The 21,618-nt window shown below is 61.9% G+C and carries 22 protein-coding genes; 12 read left to right on the forward strand and 10 right to left on the reverse strand.

The window, feature by feature from the left end:
- Positions 1-21 precede the first annotated feature (21 nt).
- The 5 genes from LMH93_RS20630 to LMH93_RS20650 form a co-directional block, all read right to left on the reverse strand.
- Positions 22-513: a CS1 type fimbrial major subunit gene (locus LMH93_RS20630; protein WP_230064546.1), complete on the reverse strand. Its 492-nt coding sequence runs from the start codon at positions 511-513 to the stop codon at positions 22-24.
- A 68-nt stretch (positions 514-581) separates the two neighbouring features.
- On the reverse strand, positions 582-1,067 hold the full coding sequence (locus LMH93_RS20635) for a hypothetical protein (RefSeq protein ID WP_103463476.1): 486 nt from the start codon (positions 1,065-1,067) through the stop codon (positions 582-584).
- Positions 1,068-1,221: 154 nt separating this feature from the next.
- Positions 1,222-2,886, reverse strand: coding sequence for a cation acetate symporter (locus tag LMH93_RS20640; protein WP_084850774.1), 1,665 nt, complete (start codon positions 2,884-2,886; stop codon positions 1,222-1,224).
- The gene (locus tag LMH93_RS20645; RefSeq protein ID WP_010952786.1) at positions 2,883-3,194 is read right to left on the reverse strand and encodes a DUF485 domain-containing protein; all 312 of its coding nucleotides are present in this window, start codon (positions 3,192-3,194) and stop codon (positions 2,883-2,885) included. The genes LMH93_RS20640 and LMH93_RS20645 overlap by 4 nt, the downstream gene beginning before the upstream one ends.
- A gap of 438 nt (positions 3,195-3,632) precedes the next feature.
- On the reverse strand, positions 3,633-4,493 hold the full coding sequence (locus tag LMH93_RS20650) for a glycine betaine ABC transporter substrate-binding protein (protein WP_021782468.1): 861 nt from the start codon (positions 4,491-4,493) through the stop codon (positions 3,633-3,635).
- Between the two features lie 197 nt (positions 4,494-4,690).
- On the opposite strand from LMH93_RS20650, the gene LMH93_RS20655 reads away from it, so the two are divergent.
- Positions 4,691-6,256 carry a glycoside hydrolase family 17 protein gene (locus tag LMH93_RS20655; RefSeq protein ID WP_230064547.1) on the forward strand — a complete coding sequence of 522 codons (1,566 nt, stop codon included), beginning with the start codon at positions 4,691-4,693 and terminating at the stop codon, positions 6,254-6,256.
- 211 nt (positions 6,257-6,467) lie between these two features.
- On the opposite strand, the gene LMH93_RS20660 is transcribed toward LMH93_RS20655, so the two are convergent.
- Entirely contained in the window at positions 6,468-6,665 is a 198-nt protein-coding gene (locus tag LMH93_RS20660; protein WP_230064548.1) for a hypothetical protein, read from the reverse strand.
- A gap of 86 nt (positions 6,666-6,751) precedes the next feature.
- Positions 6,752-7,117, reverse strand: coding sequence for a hypothetical protein (locus LMH93_RS20665; RefSeq protein ID WP_003252585.1), 366 nt, complete (start codon positions 7,115-7,117; stop codon positions 6,752-6,754).
- 190 nt (positions 7,118-7,307) lie between these two features.
- On the opposite strand from LMH93_RS20665, the gene LMH93_RS20670 reads away from it, so the two are divergent.
- Both LMH93_RS20670 and LMH93_RS20675 read left to right on the forward strand, forming a co-directional pair.
- Entirely contained in the window at positions 7,308-8,606 is a 1,299-nt protein-coding gene (locus LMH93_RS20670; protein ID WP_003252583.1) for a serine protein kinase PrkA, read from the forward strand.
- Positions 8,607-8,679: 73 nt separating this feature from the next.
- Complete coding sequence (locus LMH93_RS20675) at positions 8,680-9,426, forward strand: MlaA family lipoprotein (protein ID WP_042162639.1); 747 nt, start codon at positions 8,680-8,682, stop codon at positions 9,424-9,426.
- Between the two features lie 87 nt (positions 9,427-9,513).
- Here the strand turns inward: LMH93_RS20675 and LMH93_RS20680 are convergent, their stop codons facing one another.
- A complete protein-coding gene (locus LMH93_RS20680; RefSeq protein ID WP_019752356.1) occupies positions 9,514-10,662 on the reverse strand; it encodes a patatin-like phospholipase family protein in 1,149 nt (382 codons plus the stop codon).
- 145 nt (positions 10,663-10,807) lie between these two features.
- The gene (locus LMH93_RS20685) at positions 10,808-11,743 is read right to left on the reverse strand and encodes a lipid A biosynthesis lauroyl acyltransferase (RefSeq protein ID WP_003252578.1); all 936 of its coding nucleotides are present in this window, start codon (positions 11,741-11,743) and stop codon (positions 10,808-10,810) included.
- 111 nt (positions 11,744-11,854) lie between these two features.
- Between LMH93_RS20685 and minC the strand changes: the two genes are divergently transcribed.
- The 7 genes from minC (at position 11,855) to LMH93_RS20720 (ending at position 18,545) form a co-directional block, all read left to right on the forward strand.
- Positions 11,855-12,622 (forward strand): septum site-determining protein MinC, encoded by a 768-nt coding sequence (gene minC, locus LMH93_RS20690; RefSeq protein WP_012053412.1) that lies wholly within the window; start codon positions 11,855-11,857, stop codon positions 12,620-12,622.
- 109 nt (positions 12,623-12,731) lie between these two features.
- The gene (gene minD, locus LMH93_RS20695) at positions 12,732-13,544 is read left to right on the forward strand and encodes a septum site-determining protein MinD (protein WP_003252574.1); all 813 of its coding nucleotides are present in this window, start codon (positions 12,732-12,734) and stop codon (positions 13,542-13,544) included.
- A gap of 3 nt (positions 13,545-13,547) precedes the next feature.
- A complete protein-coding gene (gene minE, locus LMH93_RS20700; protein WP_003252572.1) occupies positions 13,548-13,802 on the forward strand; it encodes a cell division topological specificity factor MinE in 255 nt (84 codons plus the stop codon).
- A 151-nt stretch (positions 13,803-13,953) separates the two neighbouring features.
- Complete coding sequence (locus LMH93_RS20705; protein WP_070095922.1) at positions 13,954-14,589, forward strand: RluA family pseudouridine synthase; 636 nt, start codon at positions 13,954-13,956, stop codon at positions 14,587-14,589.
- A gap of 169 nt (positions 14,590-14,758) precedes the next feature.
- Positions 14,759-16,048, forward strand: a complete 1,290-nt coding sequence (locus LMH93_RS20710) for a M18 family aminopeptidase (protein ID WP_004575813.1) — start codon at positions 14,759-14,761, stop codon at positions 16,046-16,048.
- Between the two features lie 137 nt (positions 16,049-16,185).
- Complete coding sequence (locus LMH93_RS20715; protein WP_003252566.1) at positions 16,186-16,353, forward strand: hypothetical protein; 168 nt, start codon at positions 16,186-16,188, stop codon at positions 16,351-16,353.
- A gap of 44 nt (positions 16,354-16,397) precedes the next feature.
- Positions 16,398-18,545: a mechanosensitive ion channel family protein gene (locus LMH93_RS20720; RefSeq protein WP_003252564.1), complete on the forward strand. Its 2,148-nt coding sequence runs from the start codon at positions 16,398-16,400 to the stop codon at positions 18,543-18,545.
- A 31-nt stretch (positions 18,546-18,576) separates the two neighbouring features.
- On the opposite strand, the gene LMH93_RS20725 is transcribed toward LMH93_RS20720, so the two are convergent.
- Positions 18,577-19,290, reverse strand: coding sequence for a UTRA domain-containing protein (locus tag LMH93_RS20725; protein WP_003252562.1), 714 nt, complete (start codon positions 19,288-19,290; stop codon positions 18,577-18,579).
- Positions 19,291-19,617: 327 nt separating this feature from the next.
- Between LMH93_RS20725 and LMH93_RS20730 the strand changes: the two genes are divergently transcribed.
- Entirely contained in the window at positions 19,618-20,682 is a 1,065-nt protein-coding gene (locus tag LMH93_RS20730; RefSeq protein ID WP_230064549.1) for an ABC transporter substrate-binding protein, read from the forward strand.
- 129 nt (positions 20,683-20,811) lie between these two features.
- Positions 20,812-21,618, forward strand: coding sequence for an alkaline phosphatase family protein (locus tag LMH93_RS20735; protein WP_003252558.1), 807 nt, complete (start codon positions 20,812-20,814; stop codon positions 21,616-21,618).

Here is a 21,618-nt window from a genome sequence, read left to right on the forward strand (position 1 = left end):
AGGCAGGCGGCACTGCTTCAATCAAAGGCTGGCGGAGGAAGTTTCAAACAACACGCTCACTGTCCCGGCATACTCACCCTTTACATAACCATCGGCAGGCTTTACGGCATTAAACGTAATGGGAAGTTCGTTGCCGGCTTTAGCATCTTCCGCGCTCATGACCTCCGTGGACGTCAACTCCATCTTTTTATCCCCAACAGTGATGATAAGATCAATCTTCTTGTCGGTTTGCCCGTCTTGCAGCGATGCTGTGTGCAGCAGGCGGGCCTGAATAGCGCCGACATCACTCTGTGCCGAGAACTTTTCACTGACCGCCTTGAAGTCTTCGCGCTCCGGCTCATATTCAAGCGTCACGCCTTTCTCCAGCCAGCCCCCTACAGGGGTCACTGAAAAATCATTCCCGGGAATGACCGCCGTCACTGAAATACTCTGGGTGATCGGCTCAGGGGCGGACGCGACAGCGGCACCGGCAAACAATGCAAGGAACGGGACAGCCAATACATAGGATTTCACATCAAACTTCCTTTAACGGTTGCACATCAATTAGCGGGCACCCTGGAGCACCCGAATGGAATTGCGAATCAGGGCGCCCCTGTTTCAAACATCAAGGTGGCTTGCGTGACATAGGTGCCAGGCACGCGAGTCGACGCCGATCCCCCCATCGGATAGAACCTGAACTGAATGGTTTTCCCCTGAGCGGCTTCAGCAGCACTGACGATTTCAACCGGTGCCGTGCCCATTCTTATGCGATTCAACATGATGTGGTATCGACGGGACGCTTCCCCACCGCCCACCCGCGTGAACTGATACTCCGAACGATCTGTTTTCGCGTAAATCGGGCCGTAGGTACTTTTTACAAACACTTCTTTTTCAATTTGCTTGAAGATGCCCCGGTCCGGGTCATATTCAGCCTGAAGTACGTCTTCCCACCAACTGTCAACCGAGTTCACCTGAAATTCAGGTACCGACACGACAGCCTGGACACTGATGTCCTGCGGTATTTCCTTTGCCCCTGCAGCGCCCGCCACGCCAAGGAGAGCGAAGGTGATCAAACAGCGTAACTTCATTGAACATTCCCCAAATGTGCCGGCATCTATAGAGCACTTACGACATGAGGGAACTTTATGGGCAGAGCATCAGTATGTATGTAGGCTATTTCTGACTGCATAAAATAAAAAACGCCCCGACAGGCGGGGCGTTTTTCAGTGCAGGGGATTGACGTTAGTGCGAGACCGCCCCGCTGGCACCCAGGCCAGTCTGCGAACGCACGAACTGCGGGAAGAACAGCGCGCGCTCATCCTCAGCCGCCTTGGACTTGTCGGTGACCGAGAAGAACCAGATGCTGACGAAGGCAATGGCCATCGAGAACAGCGCCGGGTACTCGTACGGGTAGATGGGTTTCTCGTGGCCGAGAATCTGTACCCAGATGGTCGGGCCAAGGATCATCAGCGTCACCGCACTCACCAGGCCCAGCCAGCCGCCGATCATGGCGCCGCGGGTGGTCAGCTTCTTCCAGTACATCGAAAGCAGCAGTACCGGGAAGTTGCAGCTGGCCGCAATGGAGAACGCCAGGCCGACCATGAAGGCGATGTTCTGCTTCTCGAACAGAATCCCCAGGCCAATCGCCAGCACACCCAGGGCGACAGTGGTGATCTTCGATACGCGGATCTCGTCCTTGTCGTTGGCTTTGCCCTTGCGCCAGACGCTGGCGTACAGGTCGTGGGACACCGCCGAGGCACCGGCCAGGGTCAGGCCAGCCACCACCGCCAGGATGGTGGCAAAGGCCACCGCCGAGATGAAGCCGAGGAACACACTGCCACCCACCGCATTGGCCAGGTGCACCGCAGCCATGTTGTTGCCGCCCAGCAGAGCGCCTGCGGCGTCCTTGAATTCCGGGTTGGTGCTGACCAGCAGGATAGCGCCAAAGCCAATGATGAAGGTGAGGATGTAGAAGTAGCCGATGAAGCCGGTGGCGTACAGCACGCTCTTGCGCGCTTCCTTGGCATCACTGACGGTGAAGAAGCGCATCAGGATGTGCGGCAGGCCGGCAGTACCGAACATCAGTGCCAGGCCCAGGGAGAATGCCGAGATCGGGTCCTTGACCAGGCCGCCGGGGCTCATGATCGCCTCACCCTTGGCGTGTACCTTGATCGCTTCGGTGAACAGCGTGTTGAAGTCAAAGCCCACGTGCTTCATGACCATCAGCGCCATGAAACTGGCACCGGACAGCAGCAGCACAGCCTTGATGATCTGTACCCACGTAGTGGCCAGCATGCCACCGAACAGCACGTACAGGCACATCAGGATACCCACCATGACCACCGCCACATGGTAGTCCAGGCCGAACAGCAACTCGATCAGCTTGCCGGCGCCGACCATTTGCGCGATCAGGTAGAACGCCACCACCACCAGCGAACCGGAGGCCGACAAGGTGCGGATTTCCTTCTGCCCGAGGCGGTACGAGGCCACGTCGGCAAAGGTGTACTTGCCCAGGTTGCGCAAGCGTTCGGCAATCAGGAAAAGAATGATCGGCCAGCCGACCAGAAAACCGATCGAGTAGATCAGGCCGTCATAACCCGAGGTGAACACCAGCGCGGAAATACCCAGGAACGAGGCGGCTGACATGTAGTCGCCAGCGATCGCCAAACCGTTCTGGAAGCCGGTGATCTTGCCGCCGGCAGCATAGTAGTCCGATGCCGACTTGTTGCGCTTGGAGGCCCAGTAGGTGATGCCGAGCGTGAAGGCGACGAAGGTCACGAACATGGCAATGGCGGAAACGTTCAGCGGTTGTTTCTGCACCTCGCCGGTCAGGGCATCTGCGGCCCACACGGCGGGTGCAAAGGCTCCGCAGGCCAGTACGGCCAGGGCTTTGACAGAGCGAATCATTGTTGCGCCTCCTTCAGGATTTCCTTGTTCAGCTCATCGAACTCGCCGTTGGCGCGGCGCACGTAGATGGCGGTCAGGACGAATGCCGAAACGATCAGGCCGACGCCCAGGGGAATGCCCCAGGTAATCGATGACTCAGGACTGAGCTTGGCGCCCAGCACATGAGGACCGTAGGCGATCAGGAGGATGAAGGCGCAGTACAGGCCGAGCATGATCGCCGAGAGAATCCAGGCGAACCGTTCGCGTTTGGTGACCAGCTCCTTGAAACGGGGGCTGTTTTGTATCGAGAGGTAAATGCTGTCGTTCATTGTTTTTGTCCTAGCAGCACAGGTAGGGGAAGAACCCACACCCTTACTTTATGCGGCTGCCGGACGCCAACCAGACGACCTTAGTCTTAGATGCAACGGTGTTTTACCGATTGCGTAACAAAGAAGAGATTTGGCCAGGGGTGGCAAGGGACCGGTTCAGGTTTTGCGGTCGGGCATAAAACCAGCGCCGCCCGCGCGGCGCATCGCGAGCTGCGCTCGCTCCTACGTTTGTTTCGGGCCAGTCATTCCTGTGGCAGGCGCACGCGACCGCCTTGTTTGTGCGACGCGATATTGCGCCATGCGCCAAGGCGTTCGCGCGAAAAACCCACAGGTATAATTGGCCCGAAACAAACGTAGGAGCGAGCGCAGCTCGCGATGCGCCGCGCGGGCGGCGCTCGATCTAACTGGCGTTAAAAAAACAACGTGAAACGCCCAAAGTTACTTGCCAGTCCACTCCTTCACACGATCAGGGTGCTTGGCTACCCAGTCCTTGGCTGCCGCTTCAGGCTTGGCCCCTTCCTGAATCGCCAACATCACCTCGCCAATCTCGTCCTTGGACTGCCAGTTGAACTTCTTCAGGAACTCCGCCACTTCCGGTGCCTTGGTTGCCAGTTCCTTGCTGCCGATGCTGTTAACGGTTTCCGACGCGCCATATACGCCTTTCGGATCTTCGAGGAACTTCAGCTTCCACTTGGCGAACATCCAGTGCGGAACCCAACCGGTCACCGCAATCGACTGGTGCTTGGCATAGGCACGGCCCAGCTCCGCAGTCATCGCAGCGCCCGAGCTGGCCTGCAACTTGTAACTCGTCAGGCCATAGTCCTTGATTGCCTGGTCGGTCTTGAGCATCACACCGGAGCCTGCATCAATGCCGACGATCCTGTCCTTGAAGCTGTTATCGGTCTTGAGGTCGGCGATGCTCACTGCCTTGACGTACTCGGGGACGATCAGGCCGATCTTGGCGTCCTTGAAGTTCGGGCCGTAGTCGACCACGTTGTCCTTGTTCTTGGCCCAGTACTCGCCATGGGTCACCGGCAACCAGGCCGACAACATGGCATCGAGCTTGCCAGTTGCCACACCCTGCCACATGATCCCCGTGGCAACGGCCTGCAACTTCACGTCGTAGCCGAGTTTTTGCTTGATTACTTCGGCAGCCACGTTGGTGGTCGCCACGCTGTCGGCCCAACCATCCACGTAACCAATGCTTACTTCTTTGGCCATAGCCTGTGCAGCGCTCATGGCCATTACCAGGGCGGTGCCCACACCCAGTAAACGTCGCATTTTCTTCAAAGTTGCCATCAAAGCATCCCCTCGTCAGGTCTTGGAGATTCCATCATCTTCCTGCAACACAAGACGACCTGATCCAGCTGCGACCTGTACCCGCCCCATATGCGACAGCACTATGCCATTAGCGCCATCGGCCGGCAGCGGCCTGCGCGATCCTTGCATGCCAAAGGTTTGGCGCCGGGCTACTATCTAACCTTTTGTGCCAGACGATGGACCGCCCGATGCCCAGTTGTAGCCGCCTGTTGTTACCGTTGTACCTGCTTGCCTGCCTGCTGGCCCTGTTCGGGCTGGGGGGGCTCTGGTACGGGCTGGGCAAGCCAGTGCACCTGCCCGATGCGGCCAGCCCTGCACACAAGCTGCAGTGCGCCTCGTACACACCTTTTGACAAAGACCAATCGCCTTATGACCAGCCGTTTCGCCTGCGCCCGGCGCGGATGGACGCCGACCTGGCGTTACTGGCCGAGCGGTTTCAGTGCATCCGTACCTATTCCATGAGCGGTCTTGAGGCAATCCCGGCGCTGGCACGCAAGCACGGTCTGAAGGTGATGCTGGGCGCCTGGGTGAACGCCCACCCGGCCGACACCGAGAAGGAAATCAACCTGCTGATCGCCGCTGCCAACGCCAACCCTGACGTGGTCAGCGCGGTGATCGTCGGCAATGAGACACTGTTGCGCAAGGAGGTGACCGGTGCCCACCTGGCCAAGCTGATCGCGCGGGTGAAGAGCCAGGTCAAGGTACCGGTGACCTACGCCGATGTCTGGGAGTTCTGGCTGCAGCACCCGCAGGTGGCCCCGGCAGTGGACTTCCTGACCATCCATCTGCTGCCCTACTGGGAGGACGACCCGCGTGGCATCGACGAGGCCTTGGCCCACGTCGCCGACGTGCGCCGGGTATTCGGCACACGCTTCGCGCCCAAGGACATACTGATTGGCGAAACCGGCTGGCCCAGCGAAGGCCGCCAACGCGAAACTGCGGTACCCAGCCGGGTCAATGAAGCGCGCTTCATCCGCGGCTTTGTGGCCATGGCCGAGCGCAATGGCTGGCACTACAACCTGATCGAAGCCTTCGATCAGCCATGGAAACGCGTCAATGAGGGCGCGGTGGGCGGCTACTGGGGGTTATACGACGCGGACCGGCAGGACAAGGGTGTGCTCGAAGGGCCAGTGAGCAACCTGCATGACTGGCCGCGGTGGCTGCTGGCCAGTGCCGTGCTGATGGTGATCATGCTGGTGCTGGCCGGGCGCCCCGCTACACCGATGGCGGCCTTGCTGCTGCCATTGCTGGCGGCGTTTGGCGCCGCTTGCCTGGGCCTGTGGGGCGAGTTGATGCGTACCCATGCGCGCTTTGCCGGGGAGTGGTTATGGGCACTGATGCTGGCCGGGCTGAACCTGCTGGTGCTGGCCCATGCGTTGTTGGCGCTGGCGCGGCGAGCCGGCTGGCGTGAGCGCTTGTTCGCCCGGCTGCAGGTGCAAGCTGGCTGGCTGTTGCTGGCGGCGGGCTTTGCGGCGGCGGTGAGCATGTTGGCACTGGTGTTCGACCCACGCTACCGCAGCTTCCCCAGCGCGGCGCTGGCGTTGCCGGCGCTGGTGTATGTGCTGTGGCCGGTGCGGGCGCGACGGGCGGAGGTGGCGTTGCTGGCGTTCATCGTCGGCGCCGGGGTGGCGCCGCAGTTGTTCGTCGAAGGGCTGGAGAACCAGCAGGCCTGGGGCTGGGCGGTGGTGAGTGTGCTGATGACAGCGGCGTTGTGGCGAAGCTTGCGGATGCGACAGGCTTGATACTGCATAGTCCTCAAGCCCGGCGCGTACCTTGTGTGAGTAAACTGTCTTGCTCAATTTCCAAAAGCTGGCGCGATCCCTGTGGGAGCGGCCTTGTGTCGCGATAGGGCCGCGCAGCGGCCCCAGGATCTCGGCATCATGTATAGATTGCTGGGGCCGCTTTGCGGCCCTATCGCGACACAAGGCCGCTCCCACAGGCTGGTGCTCAGCCTCAGCCCAGCGCGGTATCGAGAAACATCATCACCGCAAAACCACCCATCAACCCCAGGGTCGCCGTTGTTGCCCACAGGTATGAACTGCAGATGATCATGGTGGGGCAGCCGGACCTGGCACGGGTAATGGAACTGGGGGGGTAGTGCTGGGCATCAAGGTCGAACCGGCGTTGGAAGCCCTGAAAGTCGCCTTCCACATCTAAAGCCTGGCGCAGTCCCTGTGGGAGCGCCAGCTTTTGGAAATTGAGCAGGACAGTTGCTCCCACAAGGTACGCGCAGCTGCTTACATTGGGGGTTGCCTGACCAGGCGCAACCCCGCCAGTACCAGCGCAAACACCGCAATGCTGGCGGTGTACAGCACCAGCGCCGGCACCGCGAACACCAGTGCCAACACTGCCAGCCACCAGCCGGCACGCGCGGAAACGAACTGGGCCAGAAGCGCCAGGCCCAATCCGCCCCAGGCCATGACTTGATGGTGAATGCCCAACCCCAGCAGCGAACGCACCTCGCACTGCCAGTAGGCCGTCGGCACTGCGCACAGCCCTACCCACTGGCCATCCTCCATCAGGCCGTAACGCACACCATAGCTGGCCGCGAGCCAAAGCCCCAGAAACAGCACCAGCAGCACCGTCGGCAGCGAACGAGACATCCTGTTCTCCAATAGCGGTAATCGAAAGCATCCATGATCGCTTATGCCCGTTTCTAAGGCAAAATCACACCCCGGCGGCTATGTTGCAGATAGCAAGTACGCCAAAGGCCACCGCAGCGGGCAACTTTGCCCGCTTGGCTGTGGTCCTAGCCTGCACACTGCTCGACCTTGCGTTCTTTTGGGGGATTACATGCTTCGATCTTTGCGCCTCGCTGCCCTGCTCGGCAGCTTGCTCATGGCTGTGGCCGCTTCAGCGCGGGACATCGACGCTGCCAGCTATGGCTACCCTCTTACCAACCCGTTCGAGGCCACCATCGCCACCACGCCGCCGGACAAGCGCCCTGAGCTGCCCAGCGACGATGACATCAATCAGTCCGACTACAGCCTGAACTTGCGCCCGGAACGTGAGTTCACGTTGCCCGACAACTTCTGGGCAGTGAAGAAGCTTAAGTACCGCCTGGCCCGCCAGGATCGAGAAGCGCCGCTGATCTTCATCATCGCCGGCACCGGTGCGCCCTACAGCAGCAGCATCAATGAATACCTGAAAAAGCTGTTCTACCAGGCCGGCTTCCACGTGGTGCAACTGTCATCGCCCACCAGCTATGACTTCATGAGTGCAGCCTCGCGCTTTGCTACCCCCGGCATCAGCCAGGAAGACGCCGAAGACATGTACCGGGTCATGCAGGCCGTGCGCGCCCAGCATCCACGCCTGCCAGTCAGTGATTTCTACCTCACCGGTTACAGCCTGGGTGCGCTCGACGCCGCCTTCGTCAGCCACCTGGACGAAACCCGCCGCAGCTTCAACTTCAAACGTGTGCTGCTGCTCAACCCACCGGTCAACCTCTACACCTCGATCAACAACCTCGACAAGCTGGTGCAAACCCAGGTCAAGGGCATCGACCGCAGCACCACGTTCTACGAGCTGATGCTGGAAAAACTCACCCGCTACTTCCAGGACAAGGGCTACATCGACCTGAACGACGCCCTGCTGTACGACTTCCAGCAGTCGCGCCAGCACCTGTCCAACGAACAGATGGCCATGCTGATCGGCACTTCGTTCCGCTTCTCGGCAGCGGACATCGCTTTCACTTCCGACCTGATCAACCGCCGCGGCCTGATCATTCCGCCGAAGTTCCCGATCACCGAAGGCAGCAGCCTCACGCCGTTCTTCAAGCGCGCCCTGCAGTGCGACTTCGACTGCTACATGACCGAACAGGTGATTCCGATGTGGCGCGCCCGCACCGACGGCAACAGCATCCTGCAGTTGGTCAACCAGGTCAGCCTGTATGCCTTGGAAGACTACCTGCGCAGCAGTGACAAGATCGCTGTGATGCACAACGCCGACGACGTCATTCTCGGCCCTGGCGACATTGGCTTCCTGCGCAAGGTGTTCGGTGAACGGCTGACCCTCTACCCCCATGGCGGCCATTGCGGCAACCTCAACTACCGCGTCAACAGTGACGCCATGCTGGAGTTCTTCCGTGGTTAACAAACTCCTCTTCGCCACTGCCCTGCTTGCCGCTGGCCACACCCTGGCCGCCGAAACCGCACCCAGAGCCAGCGTGGTCGAGGCCGACCCGCAGGTGATCGGCACCGCGCCACTGGCGCCCGAAGCCGATGGCTTCCTCGACCCGCTGCGTGAGCTGAAATTCAACCCGGGGCTGGACCAGCGCGAATTCGAGCGCTCAACCCTGCAGGCGCTCAACGTGTACGACCCGCTGGAGTCGATCAACCGGCGCATCTACCACTTCAACTACCGATTGGACCAATGGGTGCTGCTGCCGCTGGTGAATGGCTATCAGTATGTAACCCCAAAGTTCGTGCGCACGGGGGTGAGCAACTTCTTCAACAACCTTGGCGATGTGCCGAACCTGTTCAACAGCGTGTTGCAGCTCAAAGCCAAGCGCTCGGCAGAAATCACTGCGCGACTGATGTTCAACACGATTATCGGCGTGGGTGGGCTGTGGGACCCGGCGACCAGCATGGGCCTGCCGCGCCAGAGCGAGGACTTTGGCCAGACCCTGGGCTTCTATGGCGTGCCGGATGGGCCGTACCTGATGCTGCCGGTGCTAGGGCCATCGAACCTGCGCGATACCACCGGGCTGGTGGTGGACTATGCGGGAGAGCAGGCGGTCAACTACCTGAACGTGGCCGAAGCCAGCACCGATCACCCGGAAATCTTCGCCCTGCGTGTGGTGGACAAGCGCTACACCACCAACTTCCGTTACGGCCAGCTGAATTCGCCGTTCGAGTATGAAAAGGTGCGGTATGTGTATACCCAGGCGCGCAAGTTGCAGATAGCCGAGTAAGCCTGCTGCGGCCCTTTCGCGGGTGAACCCGCGCCTACACAGGTATTGGCGCAACCCCTTGTCGCGAAAGGGCCCGCACAGGCAACATCAAATCCCCAGGAATTCGCAAAGCTCGCGCTTCTTGGCCAAGGCATCCTTGCGCCCCAGCTCGATCAGTTCACTGCAATAGCTGGCCTCGAACAGCAAATAGCTCAACACCCCCGCCCCGCTGGTGCGCGTCGCCCCCGGCCCCCGTAAAAACAGGCGTAACGCCGCCGGCAACTCGCGGCGGTGCCGAGCGGCAATCTCATCCAGCGGCTGGCTGGGCGCCACCACCAACACGTCGATCGGTGCCAGCCCCAGGCGCCGGGCATCCAGGTGCGCCGGCAACAGCCCGCTCAAGTGGTTGAGGCGCTGCAGCAGTTCGATATCGTCTTCCAGGCTGTCAATGAACGTACTGTTGAGCAGGTGCCCGCCGATCTGCGCCAGGCTCGGCTGCTGCCCGCTGAACACACGCTGGGGCGGCACCGGTGGCGCTGGCCGCTGCGGGTTTCCGCTGACCCCGACCACCAGCACCCGGCTGGCGCCCAGGTGCAAGGCCGGGCTGATCGGCGCCGACTGGCGCACTGCACCGTCGCCGTAATACTCGCCGCCCAGTTGCACCGGGGCGAACAACAGCGGGATCGCCGCACTGGCCAGCAAGTGGTCGATGGTCAACGGTGCGGGTACGCCGATACGCCGGTGGCGCAGCCAGGCCTCGATGGTGCCGCGGCCCTGGTAGAAGGTCACCGCCTGGCCAGACTCGTAGCCAAAGGCGGTCACTGCCACGGCGCGCAGTTGCTCGGCGGCCAAGGCGTGGCCGATGCCATCCAGGTTCAGGTGCGTTTGCAACAGGCTGCGCAAAGGGCTGCTGTCGAGCAGCGCCACGGGCGCCTGGCCGCCCAGCCCCAGCAGGCTGTGGCCGACGAAGCGGGTGGCCTGGCGCACGACCCCGGGCCAGTCGCTGCGGATGACCAGATGGCTGCGAAAATTCTGCCAGAAGGCAGTGAGCCGTTGCACGGCCTCGTTGAAGTGCACGGCACCACTGGCCAGGGTGACGGCGTTGATGGCCCCGGCGGAGGTGCCGACAATGACCGGGAACGGGTTGTGCGCGCCGGCGGGCAGCAACTCGGCGATGCCCGCCAGCACGCCGACCTGGTAGGCAGCGCGGGCGCCGCCGCCAGAAAGGATGAGACCGGTTACCGGGGGTGGAGCCATGGCGTCCTTCCTGGGGTCAAGGTGCTTTCATGCCCGGCCTCTTCGCGGGTGAACCCGCTCCCACAGGGCCCCGCAATATGCAGAACCCGTGGTAATCCTGCAGGAGCGGGTTTACCCGCGAAGAGGCCAGGCCTGCTTACAAGGTTCAGCGCTTTTTCTTGTCATACAGCCGCGGCGCCCCTTCGGGCCGCGACTTGAACCGCCGGTGCGCCCAGAGGTATTGCTCGGGGCACTCGCGCAACACACGTTCAACCCACTGGTTGATGCGCAGGCAGTCGGCTTCCTCGCTCTCGCCGGGGAAGTCCGTCAGCGGCGGGTGGATGACCAGACGATAGCCGCTGCCATCCTCCAGGCGCTTCTGGGTGAACGGAATCACCTGCGCCTTGCCCAGCCGGGCAAACTTGGTGGTAGCGGTGACCGTCGCTGCGGGGATGCCAAACAACGGTACGAAGATGCTCTGTTTGGCGCCGTAGTCCTGGTCCGGTGCGTACCAGATCGCCCGGCCCGAACGCAGCAGTTTGAGCATGCCACGCACGTCCTCGCGCTCCACCGCCAGCGAATCAAGGTTGTGACGCTCGCGGCCGCTGCGCTGGATGAAGTCGAACAGTGCATTGCCGTGTTCGCGGTACATGCCGTCGATCGTGTGCTGCTGGCCGAGCAGCGCGGCGCCGATTTCCAGGGTAGTGAAGTGCACCGCCATGAGGATCGCGCCCTGCCCCGCCTGCTGGGCGGCCTGCAGGTGCTCAAGGCCCTCGATATGAGCCAGGCGCGCCAGCCTGGCCTTTGGCCACCACCAGCTCATGGCCATTTCGAAGAAGGCGATGCCGGTAGAGGCGAAGTTGGCCTTGAGCAAACGCTGCCGTTCGTCGATCGACAGCTCCGGGAAGCACAGCTCCAGGTTGCGCGCGGCGATGCGCCGACGTTCACCGGCAAAGCAATACATGACGGCGCCCAGCGCGGCACCGATCTTCAGCAGCACCCGGTACGGCAACTGAACCACCAGCCACAGCAGGCCCAGGCCCAGCCAAAGGCCCCAGAACTTGGGGTGAAGGTAATAGGGACGAAAACGCGGGCGTTCCATTGAAGCATCCGGAAAGACAAAGGCCGCGCATTCTACAACGGATCAGCGCATGTTGCGGGCAACCGGTGTTCTCGTTATAAGTCAGGGCACTTTTTTCGCAACAAGCCGTCTATGCAGACCATGAGCCCAAACCACACACCCGACACCGCCTCCGTGTTCCAGCTCAAGGGCAGCATGCTCGCCATTACGGTACTGGAACTGGCGCGCAATGACCTTGAAGCCCTCGACCGCCAATTGGCGGCCAAAGTCGCCCAGGCCCCGAACTTCTTCAGCAATACACCGCTGGTGCTGGCGCTGGACAAGCTGCCGGCCGACGAAGGGGCAATCGACCTGCCCGGCTTGATGCGGATCTGCCGACACCACGGCCTGCGTACCCTGGCCATCCGCGCCAACCGCATCGAGGACATCGCCGCCGCCATCGCCATCGACCTGCCGGTGCTGCCGCCCTCGGGGGCCCGCGAACGGCCGTTGGAGCCCGAGCCCGAGGTAGTCAAAAAGCCCGAACCGGCCCCTGCCCCGGCGCCAGCGCCTGCCCCTGAACCCGAGGTGCGCCCGACCCGCATCATTACTTCGCCAGTACGCGGCGGCCAACAGATCTATGCTCAGGGCGGTGATCTGGTGGTGACGGGTTCGGTCAGCCCAGGTGCGGAACTTCTGGCCGATGGCAACATCCATGTGTACGGCGCCATGCGCGGCCGCGCCCTGGCCGGCATCAAAGGCAACACCAAGGCGCGTATCTTCTGCCAGCAGATGACCGCCGAAATGGTCTCGATCGCCGGCCAGTACAAAGTCTGCGAAGACCTGCGCCGAGATCCGCTGTGGGGGACCAGCGTGCAAGTCAGCCTGTCTGGTGACGTGTTGAACATCACCCGTCTTTAACGGATACTTGCCAGCATTTTTAGAGCAACTTTTTTACCGTTGCCTTTATTTAGCTATTTCAGTTTTTTGCAGGGACAAGTGTCCCGACTATTTTTAGGGGTGAAACACCTTGGCCAAGATTCTCGTGGTTACTTCCGGCAAGGGGGGTGTGGGCAAGACCACTACCAGCGCCGCCATTGGTACCGGCCTCGCACTGCGCGGCCACAAGACCGTCATTGTCGACTTCGACGTGGGCCTGCGTAACCTCGACCTGATCATGGGCTGCGAACGCCGCGTGGTGTACGACTTCGTCAACGTGGTCAACGGCGAAGCCAACCTGCAACAGGCCCTGATCAAGGACAAGCGCCTCGAGAACCTGTACGTGCTGGCCGCCAGCCAGACCCGTGACAAGGACGCGCTGACCCAGGAAGGCGTGGAAAAGGTACTGATGGACCTGAAGAAGGACTTCGAGTACGTCATCTGCGACTCGCCGGCCGGTATCGAAAAAGGTGCTCACCTGGCCATGTACTTCGCTGACGAAGCCATCGTGGTGACCAACCCGGAGGTTTCGTCGGTACGTGACTCCGACCGCATGCTGGGTATTCTGTCGAGCAAGTCGCGCCGCTCCGAAAACGGTGAAGAGCCGATCAAGGAGCATTTGCTGATCACCCGCTACCACCCGGAGCGCGTCGTCAAAGGCGAAATGCTGAGCGTGGCCGACGTGGAAGAAATCCTGTCGATCAAACTCAAGGGTGTGATCCCGGAATCGCAGGCCGTCCTCAAGGCGTCCAACCAAGGTATCCCGGTCATTCTCGATGACCAGAGCGATGCCGGCCAGGCCTACAGTGATGCGGTCGACCGCCTGCTGGGCAAAGAGAAGCCGATGCGCTTCATCGATGTACAGAAGAAGGGATTCTTCGAGCGCATTTTCGGGAGCAAATAAACCATGAACCTTTTTGACTTCTTTCGTGGCAGACAGAAACAGACCAGCGCGTCGGTAGCGAAAGAGCGTCTACAGATCATCGTGGCGCACGAGCGCGGCCAACGCAGCGAACCGGACTACCTGCCCGCGCTGCAGAAAGAACTGCTGGAAGTGATCCGCAAATATGTGAACATCGGCAACGATGATGTGCATATCGAGCTGGAAAACCAGGGCAGCTGCTCGATTCTGGAGCTGAACATCACCCTGCCGGATCGCTGATCCGCGTAGTCGACAATTTGGGGCTGCCTTGCAGCCCTTCGCGGGCAAGCCCGCTCCTACAGGGGAATGCATAGCCTTTGTAGGAGCGGGCTTGCCCGCGAAGGGCCGCAAAGCGGCCCCAGCGTTTACTGCTATTTTCGTGAGACCTGTAATGCCGCTGTCGAATGTCCAGATCCTCTTCGAAGACGCCGCCATCCTGGTGATCAACAAACCGACCCTGCTGCTGTCGGTACCTGGCCGTGCCGAGGACAACAAGGACTGCCTGATCACCCGCCTGCAGGAAAACGGCTACCCCGATGCGCTGATCGTGCACCGTCTGGACTGGGAAACCTCCGGCATCATCCTGCTGGCCCGCGATGCCGACAGCCACCGCGAGCTGTCGCGCCAGTTTCACGACCGTGAAACCGAAAAAGCCTACACCGCACTGTGCTGGGGCCAGCCGACGCTGGACAGCGGCAGCATCGACCTGCCACTGCGCTACGACCCACCGACCAAACCACGGCATGTGGTGGACCACGAGCAGGGCAAGCACGCCCTGACCTTCTGGCGTATCGTCGAACGCTGCGGCGATTACTGTCGGGTGGAGCTGACGCCAATTACCGGGCGTTCGCACCAGCTGCGCGTGCACATGCTGTCGATCGGGCACCCGCTGCTGGGTGATCGGCTGTACGCCAACCCGCAAGCCCTGGCGGCCCATGAGCGGCTGTGCCTGCATGCCTCGATGCTGAGCTTTACCCACCCGGTGTCCGGGCAGCGGTTGAAGTTCGAGTGCCCGGCACCGTTCTGATTTCGCAGGGCCTGTACCGGCCTCTTCGCGGCTGAAGCCGCCCCCACAGGGACCGCGCTGCGCTCAGGGGCTGTGTAATACCTGTGGTAGCAGCGTTAGCCGCGAAGATGCAGACACAAATTGTCGACATTCTGCGTTAAACTCGCGCCACTGCTGTCTGGAGTGAGCTATGCGCGACGCACTGAATACCGGCCTCATCGAATTTCTCAAGGCCTCCCCCACGCCCTTCCATGCCACCGCCAGCCTGGTCCAGCGCCTTGAGGCGGCCGGCTACAAGCGCCTGGACGAGCGCGACAGTTGGGACCCCGAGACTGGCGGCCGCTACTACGTCACCCGCAACGATTCTTCAATCATCGCCATCAAACTGGGCAAGCAGTCGCCGCTGCTCAATGGCATCCGTATGGTCGGCGCCCACACTGACAGCCCGTGCTTGCGGGTCAAGCCTCAGCCCGAGCTGCAGCGCCAGGGTTTCCTGCAACTGGGCGTGGAAGTGTATGGCGGCGCGTTGCTGGCCCCCTGGTTCGACCGCGATCTGTCGCTGGCCGGCCGCGTCACCTACCGCCGTGACGGCAAGGTCGAAAGCCAGCTGATCGACTTCAAGCTGCCAATCGCGATCATCCCCAACCTGGCGATCCACCTGAACCGCACCGCCAACGAAGGCTGGGCGATCAACCCGCAGAACGAACTGCCCCCCATCCTCGCCCAAGTGGCCGGTGACGAACGCATCGACTTCCGCGCCCTGCTCACCGAGCAACTGGCCCGCGAGCACGAGCTGATCGCCGACGTGGTGCTGGACTACGAGCTGAGCTTCTATGACACGCAGGACGCCGCGCTGATCGGTCTGAATGGCGACTTCATCGCTGGCGCCCGCCTGGACAACCTGCTGTCGTGCTACGCCGGTTTGCAGGCCCTGCTGGCCGCCGACAGCGACGAGACCTGTGTGCTGGTGTGCAACGACCACGAAGAAGTCGGCAGTTGCTCGGCCTGTGGTGCCGATGGCCCGATGCTGGAGCAGACCCTGCAGCGCCTGCTGCCCGATGGCGACACCTACGTGCGCACCGTCCAGCGCTCGCTGATGGTGTCGGCCGACAACGCCCACGGCGTGCACCCCAACTATGCCGACAAGCATGACGGCAACCACGGGCCGAAGCTCAACGCCGGGCCCGTGATCAAAGTGAACAACAACCAGCGTTACGCCACCAACAGCGAGACTGCCGGATTCTTCCGCCACTTGTGCATGGCCGAGGAAGTACCGGTGCAGAGCTTTGTGGTGCGCAGCGACATGGGCTGTGGCTCGACCATCGGGCCGATCACCGCCAGCCACCTGGGTGTGCGCACGGTGGATATCGGTTTGCCGACCTTTGCCATGCACTCCATTCGCGAGCTGTGTGGCAGCCATGACCTGGCGCACCTGGTGAAGGTACTGACCGCGTTCTACCGTAGCCGCGAGCTGCCTTGATGTAAGCAGGCCCGGCCTGTTCGCGGCGGTTCGACGCGAACAGGCCGAGCCTGCTTACACATGCTCAAGGTCAATCACGCCTCGCTTGCCAAGCGCTATGCTTGTTACATGGCCCCACTGCAAAAGGATTGCTGTCCATGTCCCCGTTCCTGTCACTGTTCGTCCCGGTGTTCCTGTTCCTGATGCTGCTGACCATCGGCTTCAGCATGCGCGAACGCAACATCGGTGTACTGATGATGTGGGTCGGCACCTTGGGTATTTTCGGCCTCACCTGCTGGAAGATCCTCGAGAAACTGCCGACATAAACCTCTACACTCGGTCAATCGTTTGACCTGAGGTAGATTTGCCAGTGCCTGCCCTCCTGCGTTACCTGTTCCTGTTGCTTTTGCTGTTCATCGCCCCGGTACAAGCGGCGGGCTTGCCTGGCCTGCTGGGCGGCAGCGCGCCCGCGCAGCCAGAAGCCACCGAGCCGCTGGGCAAGTCGCTGGACGAGGTGATCAAGAACCTCGAAAACGACCAGCAACGGGCCAAGCTGCTGGCCGACCTGAAAAAACTGCGCGACGCCACCCGGCAATCGCAACCCAGCGTTGAACAGGGCGTGCTCGGCCTGATCGGCGGTGCCCTGCATGACTTTGAAAAACAGTTCAGCGGCGATGCCAGTCCATTCCACCGCTGGGCCGCGGAAATCGAACAAGCCCAGGCCGAACTGACCGAACTGGTGGTGCCCGTGCACCAGTGGCCGCCAATCCTGTTCGGTTTTGCTGCAGTGATTGTCGTGTGGAGTGTGCTGGCCTACGCCTTCAACTGGGTCGGCCATCGGGTACGCCTGCGCTTTGGCCTGAGCGAAGAACTGCCACAGCACCCGCGTACCTGGGACCTGGTGCGCTTTGCCTTGCGCAAGCTCGGCCCCTGGCTGGTAGCGCTGGTGTTCACGGTGTACCTGAGTTTCGTGCTGCCGCCATCGCTGGGCAAATCCCTGGCCATGGTGCTGGCCTACGCACTGGTGGTCGGCACCTGCTTTTCGGCCATTTGCGTCATCGCCTTTTCCTTGCTGGACGGCCCACACCGCCACCGCGCCCTGCACATCCTGCGGCGCCAGGCGTTTCGCCCGTTGTGGCTGATCGGCAGCTTCGCCGCGTTTGGCGAGGCGATGAGCGATCCACGCATGCTGGTTGCCCTCGGTACCCACCTGGCCCACGCCCTGGCTACCCTGGCCAATGTGATTGCGGCACTGTGCACCGGGCTGTTCATCCTGCGCTTCCGCCGGCCGATCGCCCACCTGATCCGCAACCAGCCACTGTCGCGGCGCCTGACCCGACGCACCCTCAGCGATACCATCGAGATCCTCGGCAGCTTCTGGTTCATTCCGGCGCTGATCCTGGTGGCCATTTCGCTGTTCGCCACCTTCGTCTCCGCCGGCGACACCAGCACCGCCCTGCGGCAGTCGCTGATGTGCACGGTGCTGGTGGTGGTGTGCATGGTGCTCAACGGCCTGGTGCGCCGCCATGCCGCCAACCCCAAGCGGGCCGGCAAGCGCCAGGCGGTGTACACCGAACGCCTGCGCAACTTCGGCTACCTGCTGGTGCACCTGTTCATCTGGTTGGTGTTCATCGAGTTGGGCCTGCGCGTGTGGGGCGTGTCGATGATCAGCTTCGCCGAGGGCGACGGCCATGACATCAGCCTGCGCCTGCTGGGCCTGGCCGGCACACTGATCGTGGCCTGGCTGGTGTGGATCCTTGCCGACACCGCCGTACACCATGCCCTGGTGCGCTCGCGCCGGGGGCTGGCCAACGCCCGTGCGCAAACCATGATGCCGTTGATCCGCAACGTGATGTTCGTGGTTATCTTCATCATTGCGGTCATCGTCGCCCTGGCCAACATGGGCATGAACGTCACCCCGCTGCTGGCCGGTGCCGGTGTGATCGGCCTGGCCATCGGTTTTGGCGCCCAGTCGCTGGTGGCCGACCTGATCACCGGCCTGTTCATCATCATCGAAGATTCGCTGGCCATCGACGACTACGTGGATGTCGGCGGCCACCTGGGCACGGTGGAAGGGTTGACCATTCGTACCGTGCGCCTGCGCGACATCGACGGCATTGTGCATACCATCCCGTTCAGCGAAATCAAGAGCATCAAGAACTACTCGCGGGAGTTCGGCTACGCGATCTTCCGCGTGGCAATCCCGCACAGCATGAACATCGACCAGGCGATCACGTTGGTTCGCGAAGTGGGGCAGAAGCTGCGCAATGACCCGCTGATGCGCCGCAATATCTGGTCGCCGCTGGAGCTACAGGGGGTGGAGAGCTTCGAGTCAGGGTCGGCAATCTTGCGGGCGCGGTTCAAGACCGCGCCGATCAAGCAGTGGGAGGTGTCGCGGGCGTTCAACCTGGCCTTGAAGCGGCAGCTGGATGAAGCCGGGCTGGACCTGGCGACGCCGCGGTTGTCGGTGCAGGTGGTGACAGCCGGTGGGGGTGGGATGACAGAGGCCGGCTCGTAGGAGCGGGTTTACCCGCGAAGAAGGCAACACCTCATCCAGCCTGGGCCCGAATGCGGATCGCATCATGCCGCCAATACTCGAGGTCACAGTCGATCAAGTGCCCATGCTGGTCGCTGTTGACCCGGGTAATGTGTAACCCCGGGCTGCCCGCCGACACTTTCAAAGCGCTTGCCGCCTCCACCGGCAACGCTGTCGGCAGGATCTCGAAGCACACCTGCCCGTACTCGATGCCATACACCCGCCCATAAATCTCGGTCAGTGACTGCGCCAGGTCGTGTTCGAGAATGCCTGGAAAGTACCGGGGGTTGAGGTAATGCTCGGCATACAGCACCGCCCGCCCGTCAATCCGCCGTAACCGGCAGACGCGCACCACGCTGGACAACGCCGGCAGCTGCAAGCGTGCACAGATGGCCGCCGAAGCCGGCTGCAGCCTCGCCGACAGCAGTTCGGTACTGGCCACCCGCCCCTGATCGCGCACCATGGCATGGAAATGGCTGCGCTCGATGAGGTCGTAGGTCAAGCGCTGCGGCGCAACGAACCAGCCTCGGCGCTCTTCGCGGTAAATCAAGCCTTGGGCCTCCAGCTGCACCAACGCCTCACGCAGGGTAATGCGCGTGGTGTCGAACACCTCGCTGAGCCGCCGCTCGGCCGGCAGCTTGCCGCCCGGCGCCAGCAGGCCATGCTCGATCTGCTCCTGCAGGGCATGGCAGATGGCTGTTACCGCACGCGGGGGCGTCGACTGCATCGAAAGGTTACCTATCTGGACTAGTCCAGCCCCATCACAGGGCAGGTTGAGAATAGTGCAAGCCTAGGCAGGGCTGATGAACATCCTGTGACAAAGCTTGGGCCAGGCACTGCCAGAAACGCGCCAAGCCAGCAGAACCGGGGCGATTACCTGGTCTACGCTGTAGCTTCAGGGCCCTTGCCGGCCCCCTCCCTACATCAAACTGTCACGCAAGCGGCCTACCTTGGCTCAAGGTTTGCTGACCTAGACCAAAGGTGCCAGTCAAAGGCTTGCAACGGCTTTACCCAGAACAACGATCGCAAAGGCACCCACCCAAAGGAGCTTCGGATGAAAAAGTTCTTCATGGCGTCACTGCTTGGTTCGGCCATCGCGTTGTGCACCACGGCCATGGCCGCCGGCACTGACCTCAAGGCCCTGGAAGACGCCGCCCGCAAGGAAGGCACTATCAACAGCGTGGGCATGCCCGACGCCTGGGCCAACTGGAAAGGCACCTGGGAAGACCTGGCCAGCAAGTACGGCCTCAAGCACAGCGACACCGACATGAGCTCGGCCCAGGAACTGGCCAAGTTCGAAGCCGAGAAGGACAACGCCAGCGCCGACATCGGTGACGTGGGTGCCGCCTTCGGCCCGATCGCGGTGACCAAGGGCGTCAGCCAGCCTTACAAGCCAAGCACCTGGGACCAGGTGCCAGAATGGGCCAAGGACAAGGACGGCCACTGGGCGCTGGCCTATACCGGCACCATCGCTTTCATCATCAACAAGGACCTGGTCAAGGAAGAGGAACGGCCGAAAACCTGGCATGACCTGGAAAAAGGCAAGTACAAGGTCGCTATTGGCGACGTCGGCACCGCCGCCCAGGCCGCCAACGGTGTGCTGGCTGCGGCCATCGCCTACAAAGGTGACGAGACCAACGTGGCGCCAGGCCTGCAACTGTTCACCAAGCTGGCGCAGCAGAAGCGCCTGTCGCTGGCCAACCCGACCATCCAGACACTGGAGAAGGGCGAGGTGGAAGTTGGCGTGGTGTGGGACTTCAACGGCCTGAGCTACCGTGAACAGATCGACCCAAAACGTTTTGAAGTGCTGATCCCCTCGGACGGCTCGGTGATTTCCGGCTATACCACGGTCATCAACAAGTACGCCAAGCACCCCAACGCGGCCAAGCTGACCCGTGAATACATCTTCAGCGACGCCGGGCAGATCAACCTGGCCAAGGGCCATGCACGGCCGATCCGGGCCGAGCACCTGAAGCTGCCGGCGGATGTGCAGGCCAAGCTGCTGCCTAACGAGCAGTACGGTGCCGCCCAGCCGATCAAGAATGCCGAAGCCTGGGAAGCCACCTCGAAGAAACTGCCGCAGATGTGGCAGGAGCAGGTGATCATCGAGATGGAGTAAGGGGCTGGGCTTTGTAGCGCCTGATCCGGCCCTTTCGCGGGTAAACCCGCTCCTACACAGGGATACGCGATACCTGTAGGAGCGGGTTTACCCGCGAAGGTGCCAACGCGGTTCATGACTGGAGAAAACATGCAACACAACGTCATCCTGGTCCTGCTTGACGGCCTCAACTACCAGGTCGCCCACCATGCGATGGGCCACCTGCACGCCTACGTCGAAGCAGATCGCGCCGCGCTGTACCGCGTGGAATGCGAGCTGCCATCGCTGTCGCGGCCGCTGTACGAATGCATCCTCACCGGCGTGCCACCGATCGACAGCGGCATCGTGCACAACAACATCAACCGCCTGTCCAACCAACGCAGCGTGTTTCACTACGCACGCGAGGCCAACCTGGGCACCGCAGCGGCCGCCTACCACTGGATGAGCGAGCTGTACAACCGCTCGCCCTTCGATCCGCAGCGCGACCGCCATACCCACGCGCCGAAGCTGCCGATCCAGCACGGGCTGTTCTACTGGGACGACCGCTACCCCGATTCGCACCTTCTGGCCGATGGCGAGTACCTGCGCCGCCGTCACGCCCCCAACTTCCTGCTGGTGCACCCGATGAGCGTTGACGACGTGGGTCACCGCCACGGCCTGGACAGCAGCCAGTATCGCAACGCTGCGCGCAGCGTTGACATTCTGCTGGCCGACTACCTGCCTGGCTGGCTCGAAGAGGGCTATCAGGTATTGGTTACCGCCGACCACGGCATGAACAACGACCGCTCGCACAACGGCCTGCTGGCTGAAGAACGTGAAGTGCCACTGTTCGTCTTCGGCGACGCCTTCAGCTTGGACCCGGCCGCCAAGCCGCTGCAAACCGAACTGTGCGGCACCATCTGCGAGCTGCTGGGCGCCGCGCACGACAAGACGGTTTGCCGGGAGTTGCTGAAGTGA

It is taken from the genome of Pseudomonas sp. CIP-10, from assembly GCF_020911845.1.
In the GTDB taxonomy this organism is placed as follows: domain Bacteria; phylum Pseudomonadota; class Gammaproteobacteria; order Pseudomonadales; family Pseudomonadaceae; genus Aquipseudomonas; species Aquipseudomonas alloputida.